The sequence below is a fragment of the Arminella tubonensis genome, from assembly GCF_003240585.1.
In the GTDB taxonomy this organism is placed as follows: Bacteria; Pseudomonadota; Alphaproteobacteria; order Rhizobiales; family Rhizobiaceae; genus Rhizobium; species Rhizobium tubonense.
In genome coordinates this window covers 392225-409417 of record NZ_PCDP01000036.1, presented here as the reverse complement: position 1 = coordinate 409417, position 17193 = coordinate 392225, and the positions used below count along the sequence as shown (strand labels likewise).

The window sequence follows — 17193 nt, the reverse complement described above, 5'->3', positions numbered from 1 at the left end:
GTGGAGAAAGCCGGATGACTGAATTGAATCAAGATCTGCTTTTTGAGATTCTCAGAAGGATTCAGGCTGATATCTCCTCTTTGAAAGAGGGCCAACGCGATATGCGAAACGATATAAACGGCCTTCGCAACCATATGCATGTCATGCAGGGTGACATAAACAACCTGCATTCGGTCAATACGCAAATCCTGGATCGCCTCGATCGCATCGAAAATCGTCTGGAACTGCGCGAACTCGCAGAAGCACAAGCAAGGTTTGAACCGCACCCATGAAATCAGCCGTCGTCCAACTTCCAGGCCTCAATCGTGACCGCGACATGATCGCGGCGCTGACCAAGATTTCGGGCAAGGCTCCAGTCACCGTCTGGCAGACCGAGACGGAAATCCCCGATGTCGACCTGATCGTCATTCCCGGTGGATTTTCGTACGGCGACTACCTGCGCTGTGGCGCGATTGCTGCACGCATGCCGGTCATGCAGGCAATCAGGGAGAAGGCCGACAAAGGCGTGAAGGTTCTCGGCGTCTGCAACGGTTTCCAGATTCTGGTCGAAGCAGGCATGCTGCCAGGCGCCTTGATGCGCAACGCCTCGCTCAAGTTCGTCTGCAAGGAAATCAAACTCGAAGTCGCCAATGCCGAGACGGACTTCACGCGTGCCTATTCCAAGGGTCAGATCATCCGCTGCCCGATTGCCCATCACGACGGCAACTACTTCGCCGATAGCGAGACCCTGTCCACGATCGAAGGCAATGGCCAGGTCGTGTTCCGCTATGCCGAAGGCACCAACCCGAATGGCTCGATGAACGACATCGCGGCCGTCATAAACGCCAGGGGCAACGTGCTTGGTATGATGCCGCATCCCGAGAATCTCATCGAATCCGCTCACGGCGGTTCAGATGGCCGCGGACTTTTCGCCTCGGCGCTCGACGTGATAGCGGCCTGAGGTATTCAACCGTCAATTCCAGAGAACGCAAACGACGTTCATTCGTCGAACGACAGTGGCGGAAAGGGATTCCCCTTTTTGCCGCCTTGCTCTACGAGCATCCAACTCCTGCCTGACGAAAGATAAATCGATGCGCTTCAGCCTTTCCAGCCGTTTCTACGCCGCCTCTGCCGTCGCCGCCCTGGCTACGCTTATTGCATCCTGCCAGTCAAAAGCGCCGATCGTCACCACAGATGCTCACAGCGCTTTGTCGACGATGGAACGAGTGGCCGTCAGTGCCAACGGCTGCTGGTTCAAGTCTTCCGATCCGGCATTCGCAAGTTACTCGTTGGCACCGGAGCTCAATTCCTACACGGGTCGCCCACGTATCCTCGTCGTTCCACGCAGCAATCCTGCAGGACGTCCGCTGCTTGTCGTGCAGGCCGAGGGTAACCCGGCAAGGATGGAGGCCTTCGGTCCGATGATGAGCGGCCCGGCATCCGCTCGGATCACCAACGACGTCAATCGCTGGGCGGGCGGCGCGAAGAGCTGCTGATACCGCCTTCGGTAGGCATCAATCCCAGAAAAACGACCTGTTCACTTCGCGGTTCGCCTCGCTGCGGGTGAGCCCGATGTCGAGTAATTCACCGTCGGTTAGATCCCGCAGCACCTTCCGGCTCGCGCGCTTGCTCGCCCAGATCCTGGCTTCCTCAAGGAGCCAGGAGGCGATGGCACGCATCGACTTCCAACCCGCAACGCCGATCGAGCCTGACAGGCGGAGATGCTCTTCATCGGAAGACATTGTATCTATTGTACCCATTTTACTGACCACCAATTAGTCGAACTACGCCGCAGACTAGCTTTGCGGTGCATTTTCTTCTAATATTGACTCTGATTGCTATTCAATCTATCGATTGTCACCATGACAAATTGGCTTCCTGACATATCGAACGGAAGCGGGCCGGTTTATATCCGGGTCGCCGACAGCATAGAGACCGCCATATCGCACGGCGTATTGCCGCCGGGTGCGAAGCTGCCACCGCAACGCAATCTCGCTTTCGACATCGGGGTGACAATAGGGACAATCAGTCGAGCCTATGCGTTGGTGCACGAACGTGGGCTCGTGGCGGGCGAGGTCGGACGCGGCACCTATGTGCTCGATCGCAGCAACAGCCAGCCAATTCAACAGATCGACCCGATAACCCAGGCGCTCTCCGGGACGCGTGGCGTCGACGCACCGGTCGCCAGTATCCGCTTCGATACCACCGCGGCACCGGACATTGGCCAGGGTGAAATCATCGGTCAGCTTTTTGCCGACATCAGCCGTGATCGCCGCGTGGAAATATCGTCCTATTCCCGCAGCTTCCCCGCCAGCTGGTATCAGGCCGGCCAGATATGGCTAAGTCGCAATGGCTGGCAGGCCGCGGTCGAGAATATCGTGCCGACACTTGGCGCGCACGCAGCCGCCATCGCGGTCATTTCTGCGGTAACGTCGCCCGGCGACAAGATCGTCTTCGAGACCCTGACCTACACGCAGGTCAGCCGTGCCGCACGGCTGCTGGGCCGCCGTTCCATCCTCGTCGACTCGGACGAACACGGCATGATCCCCGACGATTTCGAGCGTCTTTGCCAGCAGCAACATCCTCGCCTCGCCTTCCTGATGCCGACGGCGCACAATCCCACCCTGACGACCATGCCGGAGGTACGGCGCCGCGCAATCGCCGCCATCGCGCGGCGCCATAGCGTGTGGCTGATCGAGGACGATATCTATGGCGGTATGACGGAAGACGCGAACCCGCTATTGGCAAGTATCGCGCCTGAGCGGACCTTTCTGGTAAGCGGCCTGTCAAAATCAGTAACTGCGGGCCTGCGTGGCGGATGGGTCGCCTGCCCGCCGCATTTTGCCCAGCGGGTCAAGGTCACCCACAAGATGACCACGGGCGGACTGCCCTTCATCCTGGCAGAAACAGGCGCCCGCCTCGTCCTCAGCGGCCACGCGCCGGTGCTTCGCCGAAAAGCCGTCGAGGAAATACGCGCTCGCGAGGCGATCGCACGAGAGGCATTTGCCGGATTCGAATTCCAGTCGGACCCGCATGTGCCGTTTCTGTGGCTGAAGCTGCCGGAACCCTGGCTGTCCGGCACTTTCAAGAACGCTGCGCTCGCTGCAGGCGTTCTTGTCGACGACGAGGACGAGTTCAAAGCTGCACGAACGGAGAAGGCTTACTATCGCATTCGCGTCGCCTTCTCCTCGCCGCAGAGCAGAGAAGAAGTAACAGCTGGCTTCATGACGCTCCGAAGGTTACTGGAAAACGGCTCTGCGAGTTACGACAGCTATAGCTGACACAACTGTTGCAGTTTAGCCGCATAGAATTCGAAAAGAATAATATGCTTACGCACCTTCTTTACCTCCCCCTTCTTGATGCTACCAATTAGCTAATACGTGCGCGATTCGCAGAGATTCGGGGGATTCTTTTCATGCACCAACGGGTCAGATTCGGCCGACGTTTTTCGGCGGCGGCAGTTTCGGTATTTGCCTTGTTGGGCCCGTTCGCGAACCAGCCGGCAGTTGCCGGCGACACCAAGATATTCGACGAAATGCGATTTGGCGCCAGTGGATCGATCCAGACCGGACATGACCACGAAAGTGGTGTGTTCCCAGAGGTCCAGGTGCTGTTCAATCCGTTCGGCTATGACCCGGCCGGCGATTGGAAAGAGCAACTGTCGCATCCACGTATTCATCTCGGCACCTCGATCGGGACAGGCGGATCAGCAAGCCAGCTCTACAGCGGCCTCTCCTGGACCATGACCTATTCGAGCAAGGTCTTTACCGAGGCCGGCTTTGGCGGCGTGGTTCACAACGGCAATCTCACTGATGAAAACGATGGCCCCAAGCTCGGCTGTCACCTGCTCTTCCACGAATATGTTGGCGCCGGTTATAATTTCGACAATCACTGGAGCCTAATGGCGCAGGTGGCACACTCATCGCATGCCAATCTCTGCGACGGCCCAAACGGCGGCATGACCCGCGCCGGTCTCATGGTCGGCTACAAGTTCTGATTTCCGAAATCCGATTGCATGCCTGATGGCCGCCGCTGTGAATGGCGGCCATTTTCCTGTCGCACGACCGGTTCACATGCGCTAAAGAGACCCCTAAACCCTTTCGGCCAAGGACTCCCAAGCGCTCATGACACTTTCCAACTCGATCCAGATCACCCCCGAACTCGTGGCCTCTCATGGCCTCAAGCCCGACGAGTATCAGCGTATCCTGGATCTGATCGGCCGCGAGCCGACATTCACCGAGCTCGGCATCTTCTCGGCAATGTGGAATGAGCACTGCTCCTACAAATCCTCGAAGAAGTGGCTGCGCACGCTGCCAACCAAGGGCACCCGCGTTATCCAGGGGCCGGGCGAAAATGCCGGCGTGGTCGATATCGATGACGGCGATTGCGTAGTCTTCAAGATGGAGAGCCACAACCACCCGTCCTATATCGAACCCTACCAGGGCGCGGCGACCGGCGTCGGCGGCATTCTGCGTGACGTCTTCACCATGGGCGCGCGCCCCATCGCCGCTATGAACGCGCTCCGCTTCGGCGAGCCGGACCATCCAAAGACGCGCCATCTCGTCTCAGGCGTTGTCGCCGGCGTCGGCGGCTACGGCAATTCCTTCGGCGTGCCCACAATCGGCGGCGAGGTCGAATTCGACGCCCGCTACAATGGCAACATCCTTGTCAACGCGTTTGCAGCCGGCCTGGCAAAGTCCAATGCCATCTTCCTGTCCGAGGCAAAGGGCGTCGGTCTGCCCGTCGTCTACCTCGGCGCCAAGACCGGCCGCGATGGTGTTGGCGGTGCCACGATGGCATCGGCGGAATTCGACGAGCAGATCGAGGAAAAGCGCCCAACCGTCCAGGTCGGCGATCCCTTCACCGAAAAGTGCCTGCTGGAAGCCTGCCTGGAACTGATGCAGACCGGCGCCGTCATCGCCATCCAGGACATGGGTGCTGCCGGCCTGACGTGCTCGGCCGTCGAGATGGGCGCCAAGGGCGACCTCGGCATTGAGCTCGATCTCGACAAGGTGCCCGTCCGCGAAGAGCGGATGACCGCCTATGAGATGATGCTGTCCGAGAGCCAGGAGCGCATGCTCATGGTCCTCCAGCCTGAGAAGGAGGGGGAAGCCAAGGCAATTTTCGTCAAGTGGGGCCTTGATTTCGCGATCGTCGGCAAGACCACCGACGACCTGCGTTTCCGCGTCCTCCATCAGGGCGAGGAAGTCGCCAACCTGCCGATCAAGGATCTCGGCGACCAGGCGCCGGAATATGACCGGCCGTGGCGAGAGGCCGACAAACGTGCCGCCCTTCCCGCCAATCTGGTCCCGGCACCCGCGGATTATGGCCAGACCGTGCTGAAACTCGTAGGATCGGCCAACCAGTCCAGCCGTCGCTGGGTGTATGAGCAATATGATACGCTGATCCAGGGCAACTCGCTGCAGCTTCCCGGCGGCGACGCCGGTGTCGTCCGCGTCGAGGGCCATCCGACAAAGGCGCTCGCCTTCTCCTCGGATGTGACGCCGCGTTACGTCGAGGCCGACCCGTTCGAGGGCGGCAAGCAGGCCGTAGCCGAATGCTGGCGCAACATCACGGCAACCGGCGCAGAGCCGCTGGCTGCGACCGACAATCTCAATTTCGGCAATCCCGAAAAACCGGAGATCATGGGGCAACTTGTCGGCGCCATCCGCGGTATCGGCGAAGCCTGCCGAGCGCTGGATTTCCCGATCGTTTCCGGCAACGTGTCGCTCTACAACGAGACCAACGGCGTCGCGATCCTGCCGACGCCGACGATTGCTGGCGTCGGGCTCCTGCCAGACTGGAGCAAGATGGCCCGTATCGGCAGCGCCTCCGAAGGCGATCACATCCTGATGATCGGTGTCGACGGCAGCCACCTCGGCTCGTCGATCTATCTCCGCGACATCCTCGGAGAAATCAACGGCCCTGCCCCGTCAGTTGATCTCTTCGCCGAACGTCGCAACGGCGATTTCGTCCGCTCCGCCATTCGCAACGGCCAGGTTACCGCGTGCCATGACATCTCCTCCGGCGGTCTCGCACTGACGCTCGCCGAAATGGCCATGGCTTCGGACAAGGGCCTGCAGATCGATCTGTCGGAATGCAAGGGCCCGGCACATGCCCTGCTCTTCGGCGAAGACCAGGCGCGCTACGTGCTCGCGGTCAAGCCGGACCTGGCGGACTACGTCTGCATAAACGCCGAGGGCGCCGGTATCCCATTCCGTCGTCTCGGCAAGGTCGGCGGCGACACGCTTGCGATCGACGATATCCTGTCCTTGCCCGTCAATCGGTTGCGCGACGCCCATGAATCATGGTTTCCTGAATTCATGGATGGCAGTACTCTTGTAGCTGCCGAATAGACAAGAATGAGGTTTTATCCAGCATGCCCATGAATCCCGGCGACATCGAAGACATGATCAAGTCCGGCATTCCCGGTGCAAAAGTGACGATCCGTGACCTGGCGGGCGATGGCGATCATTATGCTGCAGAGGTCGTGGCAGAGGTCTTTCGCGGCAAGAGCCGTGTGCAACAGCACAAGATGGTCTATGACGCCCTGAAGGGCAACATGGGCGGCGTCTTGCATGCCTTGGCTCTGCAGACATCGGCACCGGACTGAAATCACACTATAGACCGATGCCCGCTTATAGAGCGGGCATCTTCGACTGTGTAAAACCGGCAAAATCGGACGCCGGCAACGGCCCCGCCGTCATGAGCGTGAAGTCGAAGGCCGCTCGACGGTCCGGACCGAGCACATATTGGCGGTGCACCCGCAGAAAATCCATCTTGATCCGGCGATAATGTTCTTCAGTCAGCATCGTCTTGAAGCGTATGAAGACAATCGTCGCCTGTGGTGCCTCACTCTCCCCGCAAAGAGCCGCAACCTGCGCCTTGTAAAAGTGGATGGCATCGGTCAGGCAATGGACGTCGGTCCAGAATATCTGTTTGCAACGGGCGATCACTCCTACGCGAGAGCGAAGAACGGACGCCGAGTGCAGCAATGCGCACTGCAGGATCGCGCTGCCGAGCGTGCTGAAGACGACGCGCTTGCCGGCAAAAAGATCCGGCTCGCGCTCCAGAAGCAAGCCGATCACGTGTGCCGCAGCACTTGAACCCATGCTATGCGATGAAACTACGTATTCATCCGCGGGCTCGTCGAAGGCCTTGCGGGCACTTGCCGCACAAGCCTCGATCCAACGCTCGACGCTGGCGTCATTCGAACCGCCCATCGCCACCGCCAGCTCCCAATCGGAAAAGAGATGCATGGTGTGTAACCGCTCGGCCTGCGGCGCAAAGAGATACACAAAGAATGCAGTTGCTATCGGCACGGCGAGAAGCAGGGTCCAGTTGGGGAGGCCGGCAACATGCGGCGCGAGCACGATTGCAAGGCTGATCAGCAGTCCGATGAGGATGAGCAAAAATGGGAAGATGAAAAACAGGCCGAAGCGCCAGGCATGACGGAAGTAGCCGACCAATCCTCCGCCGAACGCAACACGCAACGCTGCAAGGTAACCCGTTAAAAGTCGAACCAGCAGATTGCGGCCGTTCAGCCGCGTCACAATCTCGTTGTGGTCAAGCACATGGATTCGGCTGTGAGTCTCCCACTCTTCGCCCTTTGTCCTGATATCGAAATAGGGAGCAGCGCCGAAGTCCTCCAGCTCACCCATTTCTGCGGAATAGTCCCATGCCGAGGCACTCTGTCTTGCGGACCGACCGTAGCGAGCCCGGTGGGCCGCGGCATCTAGGGGTTCGAAGCCAGGGAAGTGGAGAACCACCCTTTTTGCAATGCGATTCATACTGTTTCCGATGAGATGGGTATGCGGACCGCTGCCAGCACCACCCTCTGCAGGCTTTTTCATGGCATCGCGTCGCAGGCCATCGCGCCTGACGGATCAATTTGGCAGCTAGCTAACCCAAACTTACTGGAATTGACAGCAAGAAGTGCACCAGTCTGTGACCGCTGGGCGCCCATAAGCAACCTTCAGTTGTGCAGCGACGAGTCATTCGATCTATGGATTATTTATCATCGCTTTACGCAAAATAGTAGGCATATTAGATTAACAATCGACGTTAAATCCATGTAAATGTTTATGATTAATACCGATGCCATGCCCAACATCAGGTGACGGCATTTCCTTTTTTCCGCGGCCGAAATGACCTCCGCCGCCGACTATATTCGCAACGCCTTAGAACAGATTGGCGGAGAGGAGAGCGAGTCCGTTCGACGGCGTTTTAAATTATTGGAGAATTCGGATGTCTATTTTTATGAATTTACGAATTTTAGGAAAGATCGCTTTGAGCTTGTCGGTGCTCATCCTTATCAGCCTCGCCGTCACGACGGTTAGCTTCAGATCCATGACGAGTCAGGAACAAACTGCCTCCTGGACCGACCATACTTATAGAGTCCTTGGCGGCTTGAACGCGATCATGGCCGCAATGGTCGATCAGGAAACAGGCATGCGCGGCTATGTCATTTCCGGCAGCGAAAAATTTCTTGATCCGCAGGAGGTTGGTGCGGCCACTTATGGCGAACAACTCGCCAAGGTCCGGACGCTGACATCAGATAACCCGATCCAACAGAAACGCCTTGATGAGCTCGATAGGCTGGCCAAGATCTGGACGTCGACGATCGTCGATGCCGAAAAAGCCCATATGAAAAGCCCGGCGACGATTGAGGCTGCCCGCCAGTTGGAAATATCAGGTGCCGGAAAACAGTCGATGGACGGTATCCGCGCCAAGGTAAAGGAAATGTCGGAAGCAGAATCCGGACTTCTGAGCGAGCGAGAGGCAAGAGCCGCTGCCGCGAGCGCGACAGCCCGCGCGTCAATCATTGGCGGCGGACTGGCCATGGTTGTCGTAGCCACCCTTAGCCTCCTCTTCTTGAGCCGCAATATTGTCCGACCAGTGCGCGGCATAAATGAAACAATGATGAAGCTTGCCGCCGGCGACACCGCGGTGACGGTTCCCGGCATAGGACGAAGGGACGAGGTCGGCAATATGGCGCACTCCGTCGAGGTCTTCCGCCAGGCAGCGATCGAAAAAGCGCGGCTGGAGCAAAACGCCGAAGCCCTGCGGAACCAGGCTGAAGCGGACCGCATAAGCCTGACCGCAGAAGCGGAGGCGGCTGCTCAGAGACGGCTCCAGGAGGCGACGGCGGGTTTGGCTGCGGGTCTGAGGCGCCTTGCGTCAGGGGATTTGGTGTTCCAGCTGAATGAGCCTTTCGCACCGGATTTTGAAAACCTTCGCCACGACCTCAATGGCGCGGTGGCGCAGCTTGGCGAGACACTGCAGGCCGTTGCCCAGGCGACCGTTGCCATTGATAGCGGCTCGCGTGAAATCAGCCAGAGCGCGGACGACCTGTCCAGACGCACCGAACAGCAGGCCGCCTCCCTCGAAGAGACCGCGGCCGCACTGGATCAAATCACCGCGAATGTAACCAGCTCTTCCGGACGTGCCGAAGAAGCGCGCACGGTGGCCGTCAAGGCTAACGCAAGTGCCGCTGAGTCCGGCAAGGTCGTGGCCAACGCCGTCGACGCGATGCAAAAGATCGAACAGTCCTCCAACCAGGTTTCCAACATCATCGGTGTCATCGATGAGATTGCCTTCCAAACCAATCTTCTTGCCTTGAACGCCGGTGTTGAAGCAGCAAGGGCGGGCGATGCCGGCAAAGGGTTCGCGGTCGTGGCACAGGAGGTACGTGAACTGGCCCAGCGTTCGGCGCAGGCTGCAAAGGAGATCAAGGCATTGATCCACATTTCCGGCGTCGAAGTTCAAAGCGGTGTCAGGCTGGTGCGTGAGACGGGAGAGTCGCTGAAGACGATCGAAGGCTATATCGTCACCGTCAACCAGCATATGGACGCGATTGCGACCTCGGCCAAAGAGCAATCGTTGGGCCTCGCCGAGGTGAATACCGCTGTAAATCAAATGGATCAGGTGACCCAGCAGAATGCAGCCATGGTGGAGCAGACGAACGCGGCAGGCGCCTCCCTTGCCTCCGAAAGCGGCAAGTTGCGTGAACTGGTCGGCCAATTCCAGCTTGGCACAACGGGTCGGCCTCGACTAGTCAACGCGGCAGGCGGAAGGCATGAACCAACCTCGCCACCAGTGCGTCGCCTGGCTGGGCAGGTCGCAAAGGCTTTCGGCGGTCAAGCCGCAGTCAAGGAAAGCTGGGAAGAGTTCTGATGCCGGCTACACTCGTCGACTAGCAAGGCGACGAGAAATGTGAAACCTCAAAAGCCACCATCCGCGACATTGCGGATGGTGGCCCACGACGTGAATGTCTTCCTCCAGGCGCTTCGACGTCTCGTGACAGCCGGTGTTGCATCCGTGCCCGGTCCCGCGATGAAAAATATCGGCCATGCGTTATTGCGGCTGGAAATCGAACCACCACATGCTATTTAAATTCCACGAACGAAGCTGCGGGCCTTGACCCCGCATGTGAAAGGAACATTTATGAGCGGCATCAACGAATTCATCGACAATGAAGTAAAGAGCAGCGACGTCGTTCTTTTCATGAAGGGCACTCCGCAGTTTCCGCAGTGTGGCTTCTCCGGCCAGGTCGTGCAGATTCTCGATTACATCGGCGTCGACTACAAGGGTGTGAATGTTCTGGCAGATGCGGAAATCCGTCAGGGCATCAAGGAATACTCGAACTGGCCCACCATCCCTCAGCTCTATGTGAAGGGTGAGTTCATCGGTGGCTGCGATATCATCCGCGAAATGTTCCAGGCGGGCGAATTACAGCAGCATTTACAGGAACACGGCATAACCGTTCGCGGCGCCGCCTGACCGGTCACCGGGCACTCCGCCCGGTTTCCACAATCCGTTTGAATAAGAAGGCGCTGCCTCCCGGCAGCGCCTTGGCATGTTTATGGGATCTATGTTGTGACGAACTCTTCGCAAGCTGTGTCCGCCGCGCGCACGCCCATGGGCAAAGCTGAATTTATCGCGCTGGCGGCCCTGCTGATGGCAATCAATGCGCTCGCGATCGACATCATGCTGCCGGCTCTGCAGCAGATCGGCGCCAGCCTCGGCGTCGACAACGAAAATCACCGGCAGTATATCGTTTCAGCATATCTGCTTGGCTTCGGCGGTGCCCAGCTTTTCTATGGACCGCTATCGGATCGGTTTGGTCGGCGGCTACCGCTGCTGATCGGCCTGGTAGTCTATATCTGTTCCGCCATCGGCATTGCGGTGATCCCCTCCTTTGTCGGTCTGCTGACGCTGCGCTTCATCCAGGGCCTCGGTGCCGCTGCGACCCGCGTGATCACCATTTCCATCGTGCGCGATATCTACGGCGGGCGGCAGATGGCCGAGGTCATGTCGCTCATCATGATGGTGTTCATGATCGTTCCAGTCATTGCACCAGGCACCGGCCAGATCATCATGCTGTTCGCGACCTGGCACATGATCTTCGTCTTCATCGCAACGGTGGCCACTTGCGTGCTCGTCTGGATGTACTTCCGAATGCCCGATACGCTGCACCCGGAAGATGTTCGTCCATTTACCGTCCGTTCGGTCGCCGCGGGGTTCGCGATCGTCCTGACGAACCGCGTCGCCCTCTGCTACACGATCGCCAGCACTTTCCTCTACGGTGCCCTGTTTGGCTTCATCAATTCCGCCCAGCAGATCTATGTCGGCATCTACAAGCTCGGCATCTATTCGCCCCTCGCTTTTTCCGGCGTGGCCCTGTTCATGGCGTTTTCCTCTTTCATCAATTCGCAGCTGGTTGGCCGCTTCGGCATGCGGCGCCTGTCGCATGCGGCGCTGCTGGGATTCGTCTGCATCACCTGCATCTGGCTGATCATCCAGCTTCTCGGTCCAGCACCGATGCCGTTTCCGCTGTTCATGATCTTCTTTGCGCTGGCCATGTTCCAGTTCGGCTGGATCGGGTCAAACTTCAACTCGCTGGCCATGGAGCCGCTCGGCCATGTCGCGGGCACGGCATCTTCCGTCCTTGGCTTCATGAGCACGGTCGGCGGCGCTCTGATTGGCGCCGCGATCGGCCAGCACTTCGATGGAACGGCAACGCCCATGGTCGTCGGCTATTTCTCGGTATCCGTCATTGGCCTGTTCTTCGTGCTGATTGCGGAAAACGGCAAGCTGTTCCGCCCACAGAACGCACCGCCATCCGCCGATCCTTCCCTTGCCCTCCACTGATAGGCTGACCACAATGAACCCCACCCATCTGCCTTCAGTGGAACCACAGGGCTCCGCCCGCATAGGGCTCGGCGTGTTCGAGTTCATCGTCACCATCGCGTTGATGACGGCAAGCGTGGCGATGGCGATCGACAGCATGCTGGCTGCACTTCCGGCGATGGGCCGATCGCTGGGAGTGGTCAACGCCAACGACACGCAGCTGGTGATAGCCGTCTACTTCTTCGGCTTCGGCATTTCGCAGCTCGTATTCGGCAGCCTGTCCGACACCTATGGCCGTCGCAAGATCCTGCTGGGCGGCCTCGCCTTCTACAGCGTGACATTGCTCGCCGCTTCCTGGAGCACCAGCCTCGCCATGCTGCTGACCCTGCGATTCGCGCAGGGCGTCGGTGCCGCCGCCGTACGCATCACCACCATGGCAATCATTCGCGATTGCTTCGGCGGTCGTGAGATGGCGCGCGTGATGTCCTATGTCATGATCGTCTTCATGATCGTGCCGATCGTGGCGCCATCGGTCGGTCAGCTGATCGTGACCTATGCCGAGTGGCAATGGATTTTCATCCTCCTCGGCTCGATCGGCGCCATCCTGTTCGCATGGGCATTCCTGCGATTGCGGGAGTCGCTCCCAATCGAGGAACGTTTGCCTCTTTCGGTGGTCTCGGTAACCTCAGGCTTCAAAACCGTTCTGACCAATCGCATCACCTGCGGCTATATGATTGGCCTGACACTGTTCAGCGGTGTCATCTGCGCCTACATCACATCGGTGCAGCAGGTCTTCGGCGAAGTCTACGGTCTCGGCGAGTGGCTGCCGATAGCTTTCGCCGCCACGGCCGCAGGCATCGCAGTCGCCAACTTCGCCAACGGCATTTTTGTCCGTAGCTTCGGCATGCGGCGGATCTCGCACGCGGCATTGATCATCTTCACCCTGGTCGCCGCCTTTGCTTTCATGGTGGCGCTAGGGGGCAAGCCGCAGTTCGTCTACAGCTATATCGCGTTCACCATCCTGCTGATGATGTTTGCGGTCATCGCCACCAACTTCACGGCGATTTGCCTGGAACCAATGGGACATCTCGCGGGAACAGCAACGGCAATCACCGGCTGCGTATCGACCACCGGCGGCGCGCTTGTCGGCGGCGCGGTCGGCCAGATGTTTGACGGAACAGTGCGGCCGCTATTTGCGGGCTTCGCGGTGTTCGGCCTGCTGACGATCGCATCGACCCTCTGGGCGGAAAACGGCAGGCTGTTTTCGCATCCCGGCGACGACCCGCAATTGGATCCCGGTGCCGGCCACGTCTGATCAAGCAAAAGCCCGCGCAAGGCTCTGCGCGGGCTTTGAAGCAATGAAGAGTGTTGATCAGACGGTAAAGACTTCGCGCCGCATCAATTCCCAGGATTCCCTGTCGGGCGTGATCAGCAGCCCGCCGTCAAAGTGGTGCGGAAGGTAGGCGGAACCGTCGAACCGTGCCGCATATCCGCCCGCCTCCTGGGCGATCAATGTTCCGGCAAGATGATCCCAGGGCATAAGCTTGTTGTACATGAGATAGTGCACATGGCCGCCGGCAAAGGTGCGGTATTCATGGGCCGCGCAGCGATAGTTCGCGACAAAGCGGACCTTGGCCAGATTGCCCATGATTTCCGCACGCTTGTCTTTTTGCACAAAGCCGGTCGAGGCCATCCCGACCATGTTTTCAAGCGCCACCGGCACGGCAACAGACAAGCGTTCCGCCTCGCCGCCTGGGCGACGCAGCCAGGCGCCGCCGCCCTTCTCCGCTATGACCCAATCGTCGCCCATCGGATCGAAGATGATGCCGGCAACCGTCTCGCCCTTGGCAACGACAGCGGCCATGACGCCGAAAGCCGGAACGCCTGACGCGAAGTTGAATGTCCCGTCGACCGGATCGACCACAATCGCCAACTCCGCGCCTTCCAGCGTGTCGAGCAGCGCCGGGTTGGCCGCGACCGATTCCTCGCCGATGAATACGGCGTCCGGCCACAGCCGCGCCGCCTCCGCCTTGATCAGCCGTTCCGCCCGCTCGTCGGCCTCGGTGACAAGATCGGTCGCCTCGCTCTTGATACGGATGTCACCCTTGCCCAGTCGCCGGAAGCGCGGAAGAATCTCTTGCTGCGCTGCATGTCGCAGCAAGTCTGCCAAGGCAGTGATGTCGATCGTCGATGCCATTTTTGCTCGTCCTTTAGATGGTAGTGCTCCGTGCCGACTCTCGCGAAGGCACTAGCGCACCTAGCCGAGGTTTCACGACGGCTCGGTGACGGAGAGCCCGGAAAAATCGAAAAGTTTCGGATCAAGCAGGTGCGACGGGTTAACATGCGCCAGCGCCCGCAGCATCGTGTCCTTGCGGCCCGGCATGCGCCGTTCGATATCGGCAAGCATGTCCTTCATCGCATTGCGCTGGAGGCCGTCCTGTGACCCGCAGAGGTCGCAGGGAATAATGGGGAATTCCATCGCCACCGCAAATTTGGCAAGATCGTCCTCGGCGCAATAGGCAAGCGGCCGAAGCAGCATCAGGTCGCCTTCGTCGTTCAGCAGCTTTGCCGGCATCGATGCCAATCGGCCACCGTGAAAGAAATTCATGAAGAAGGTCTCGAGGATGTCCTCGCGGTGATGACCAAGCACCAGCGCCTGGCACCCCTCTTCGCGGGCGATGCGATAGAGATTGCCGCGGCGCAGACGCGAACAGAGCGAGCAATAGGTCCCGCCCTCCGGCACCTTTTCCTTCACGATCGAATAAGTGTCGCGATATTCGATGCGATGCTGGACCCCGATCCTGGTCAGATAGTCAGGCAGGACGTGCTTCGGAAAATTCGGCTGGCCCTGGTCGAGATTGCAGGCAATGAGCTCCACCGGCAGCAGGCCGCGCCATTTGAGATCGAGCAGGATCGACAGCAGCCCGTAGGAATCCTTGCCGCCTGAGAGACCGACCAGCCAGCGTTGCTGCCCCTTCAGCATGTCGAAATCGTCGAAAGCCTGGCGCACCTGGCGCAACAGCCGTTTGCGCAGTTTGTTGAAGGAGACGGAACGCGGAACGTCAGCAAACAGCGGATGCGAAGCGGCCCCGCTCTCCTCCAATTCGACATCCGGGTCGCCAGTTGCTGATATTGCAATGTTCATCTTGCCGTCCCATCGAAATCTTGCCGCAGCCCATAGCAGAAATTGCCACGGGAAAACACCGGCTCAATCGCCGAACACAGACCATCCGGTACGCGCTGCGAGCATTTCCAGGGCGACTGCCCCCAGCTGCGAATTGCCGACCTTGTTCAGGCCCGGCGACCATACCGCAATCGAGGCGATACCGGGCGCCACGGCCATGATGCCGCCGCCGACGCCGCTCTTGCCCGGCAGGCCGACATGATAGGCGAAGTCCCCCGACCCGTCATAGTGACCGCAAGTCAGCATCAGGGCATTGATGCGCCGCGCCCGCTTCGGAGAGACGACCGAATGGCCGGTAAGCGGGTTGGTGCCTCGCGCCGCAAGATAGAGCCCCGCCTTCGCGAGTTGCTGGCAGTTCATCGAGAGCGCGCATTGGTGAAAATAGACGCCCAGCACGTGCTCCACCGGATGGTCGAGATTGCCGTAGGAGCGCATGAAGTTGGCCAGCGCGAAGTTGCGGAAGCCGGTCTGCGTCTCGGAGCGTGCCACCTTCTCGTCGATAGTCACCGCCTCATCGTCCGAGAGATAGCGGACAAACCGCAGCAACTCGCCGATCGCCTCGCGCGGCGCATGGCCGGACAGCACGACATCGCTGATGGCGATGGCGCCGGCATTGATGAAGGGATTGCGCGGAATACCCGCCTCATGCTCGAGCTGCACGATCGAATTGAAGGCCGAACCCGAGGGCTCGCGCCCGACGCGGGTCCATAGCTGCTCGCCGACCTTGCCGAGCGCCAGCGTCAGCATGAAAACCTTGGAAATACTCTGGATCGAAAACGGCGCCTGCGCGTCGCCGACGCTATGGACCTGGCCATCCACCGTCACGATCGCCATGCCGAACTGCCGTGGATCGACCTTGGCCAGTTCTGGAATGTAATCGGCAACCTTTCCCTCGCCCAGACGGGGCAAGAGCTCGGCGTGAATGCCGTCCAGTATCGCTTGCAGATCCATCATCCATCCTCCGAATGCGAAAAAGCCGCCCAAATGAGCGGCTTTCCGTTCGAAATGATCCGCGTCTATTAACGCGAATAGAATTCCACGACCAGATGCGGTTCCATGACGACGGCGTAAGGCACGTCGGCAAGGGTCGGCACGCGGGCGAAGGTAGCAACCATCTTGTTGTGGTCGGCTTCGATGTAGTCAGGAACATCGCGTTCAGCGAGGCTCACGGCTTCAAGAACCGTAACAAGCTGCTTCGACTTCTGACGAACTTCGATAACGTCGCCGGCCTTGCAACGGTAAGAACCGATGTTAACGCGAACGCCGTTGACCGTAACGTGGCCATGGTTGACGAACTGACGGGCAGCAAAGACCGTCGGAACGAACTTGGCGCGGTAGACGATCGCATCGAGACGCGACTCCAGCAGGCCGATCAGGTTCTCGGACGTGTCGCCCTTGCGGCGGTCGGCTTCGGCGAAGATGGCGCGGAACTGCTTCTCGCGCAGGTCGCCGTAGTAACCCTTGAGCTTCTGCTTGGCGCGGAGCTGAACGCCGAAGTCGGAAAGCTTGCCCTTGCGGCGCTGGCCGTGCTGGCCTGGGCCGTATTCGCGGCGATTGACCGGGGACTTCGGGCGGCCCCAGATGTTCTCGCCCATGCGGCGGTCGATTTTGTACTTGGACGATTCGCGCTTGCTCATCGTATTTCCTTTCATAGTGTTAAACCGGTCTGTTACCAAACCGGTTAAGGAAACACGCCCTCCTCTGAACCCTGATTTAAGAGTTCTGACAGGTTCGTCACATTAGCGAACGGACAAACCACGGGACATGTCAAATAAAACACCGGACATTTCTGCCCGGCGTTGAGGCGGTGTTTAGGCAGAAGTCATGGAATTGTCAACTGGGACAGCGGGAAATCCGCCTATGCGCGCCGAAAAGCAAATTGAGCGCCATTTGATTAT

The 17193-nt window shown here is 59.2% G+C and carries 17 protein-coding genes; 11 read left to right on the top strand and 6 right to left on the bottom strand.

The annotated features are described in order from the left end of the window. Positions 1-14 precede the first annotated feature (14 nt). From CPY51_RS16825 to CPY51_RS16815, 3 genes are all read left to right on the top strand, one after another. The gene (locus CPY51_RS16825; RefSeq protein ID WP_111161351.1) at positions 15-272 is read left to right on the top strand and encodes a hypothetical protein; all 258 of its coding nucleotides are present in this window, start codon (positions 15-17) and stop codon (positions 270-272) included. Beyond that, a complete protein-coding gene (purQ, locus tag CPY51_RS16820) occupies positions 269-940 on the top strand; it encodes a phosphoribosylformylglycinamidine synthase subunit PurQ (RefSeq protein WP_111161350.1) in 672 nt (223 codons plus the stop codon). The genes CPY51_RS16825 and purQ overlap by 4 nt, the downstream gene beginning before the upstream one ends. Positions 941-1070: 130 nt before the next feature. After that, a complete protein-coding gene (locus tag CPY51_RS16815; RefSeq protein ID WP_111161349.1) occupies positions 1071-1475 on the top strand; it encodes a hypothetical protein in 405 nt (134 codons plus the stop codon). 18 nt (positions 1476-1493) lie between these two features. Here the strand turns inward: CPY51_RS16815 and CPY51_RS16810 are convergent, their stop codons facing one another. After that, positions 1494-1739: a DUF1127 domain-containing protein gene (locus CPY51_RS16810; RefSeq protein WP_244598700.1), complete on the bottom strand. Its 246-nt coding sequence runs from the start codon at positions 1737-1739 to the stop codon at positions 1494-1496. A gap of 102 nt (positions 1740-1841) precedes the next feature. Between CPY51_RS16810 and CPY51_RS16805 the strand changes: the two genes are divergently transcribed. The 4 genes from CPY51_RS16805 (at position 1842) to CPY51_RS16790 (ending at position 6592) form a co-directional block, all read left to right on the top strand. Further along, a complete protein-coding gene (locus tag CPY51_RS16805; protein WP_111161348.1) occupies positions 1842-3260 on the top strand; it encodes an aminotransferase-like domain-containing protein in 1419 nt (472 codons plus the stop codon). 134 nt (positions 3261-3394) lie between these two features. Further along, on the top strand, positions 3395-3976 hold the full coding sequence (locus tag CPY51_RS16800; protein WP_111161347.1) for an acyloxyacyl hydrolase: 582 nt from the start codon (positions 3395-3397) through the stop codon (positions 3974-3976). 127 nt (positions 3977-4103) lie between these two features. Next, positions 4104-6335, top strand: a complete 2232-nt coding sequence (gene purL / locus CPY51_RS16795) for a phosphoribosylformylglycinamidine synthase subunit PurL (protein ID WP_111161346.1) — start codon at positions 4104-4106, stop codon at positions 6333-6335. Between the two features lie 23 nt (positions 6336-6358). After that, entirely contained in the window at positions 6359-6592 is a 234-nt protein-coding gene (locus CPY51_RS16790; protein ID WP_111161345.1) for a BolA/IbaG family iron-sulfur metabolism protein, read from the top strand. A 25-nt stretch (positions 6593-6617) separates the two neighbouring features. Here the strand turns inward: CPY51_RS16790 and CPY51_RS16785 are convergent, their stop codons facing one another. After that, positions 6618-7769, bottom strand: coding sequence for a hypothetical protein (locus tag CPY51_RS16785; protein WP_111161430.1), 1152 nt, complete (start codon positions 7767-7769; stop codon positions 6618-6620). Positions 7770-8226: 457 nt separating this feature from the next. Between CPY51_RS16785 and CPY51_RS16780 the strand changes: the two genes are divergently transcribed. From CPY51_RS16780 to CPY51_RS16765, 4 genes are all read left to right on the top strand, one after another. After that, positions 8227-10155: a methyl-accepting chemotaxis protein gene (locus CPY51_RS16780; RefSeq protein WP_111161344.1), complete on the top strand. Its 1929-nt coding sequence runs from the start codon at positions 8227-8229 to the stop codon at positions 10153-10155. A gap of 270 nt (positions 10156-10425) precedes the next feature. Beyond that, entirely contained in the window at positions 10426-10761 is a 336-nt protein-coding gene (gene grxD / locus CPY51_RS16775) for a Grx4 family monothiol glutaredoxin (protein WP_111161343.1), read from the top strand. Positions 10762-10899: 138 nt separating this feature from the next. Then, entirely contained in the window at positions 10900-12132 is a 1233-nt protein-coding gene (locus tag CPY51_RS16770; RefSeq protein WP_111161342.1) for a multidrug effflux MFS transporter, read from the top strand. 13 nt (positions 12133-12145) lie between these two features. Continuing rightward, on the top strand, positions 12146-13426 hold the full coding sequence (locus CPY51_RS16765; RefSeq protein ID WP_111161341.1) for a multidrug effflux MFS transporter: 1281 nt from the start codon (positions 12146-12148) through the stop codon (positions 13424-13426). Between the two features lie 57 nt (positions 13427-13483). On the opposite strand, the gene CPY51_RS16760 is transcribed toward CPY51_RS16765, so the two are convergent. From CPY51_RS16760 to rpsD, 4 genes are all read right to left on the bottom strand, one after another. Then, positions 13484-14308 (bottom strand): inositol monophosphatase family protein, encoded by an 825-nt coding sequence (locus CPY51_RS16760; protein WP_111161340.1) that lies wholly within the window; start codon positions 14306-14308, stop codon positions 13484-13486. A 72-nt stretch (positions 14309-14380) separates the two neighbouring features. Further along, positions 14381-15256: a tRNA 2-thiocytidine(32) synthetase TtcA gene (gene ttcA / locus CPY51_RS16755; protein ID WP_111161339.1), complete on the bottom strand. Its 876-nt coding sequence runs from the start codon at positions 15254-15256 to the stop codon at positions 14381-14383. 63 nt (positions 15257-15319) lie between these two features. Further along, positions 15320-16249 carry a glutaminase gene (locus CPY51_RS16750; RefSeq protein ID WP_111161429.1) on the bottom strand — a complete coding sequence of 310 codons (930 nt, stop codon included), beginning with the start codon at positions 16247-16249 and terminating at the stop codon, positions 15320-15322. 65 nt (positions 16250-16314) lie between these two features. Further along, entirely contained in the window at positions 16315-16932 is a 618-nt protein-coding gene (gene rpsD, locus CPY51_RS16745; protein WP_111161338.1) for a 30S ribosomal protein S4, read from the bottom strand. Positions 16933-17193: the final 261 nt, after the last annotated feature.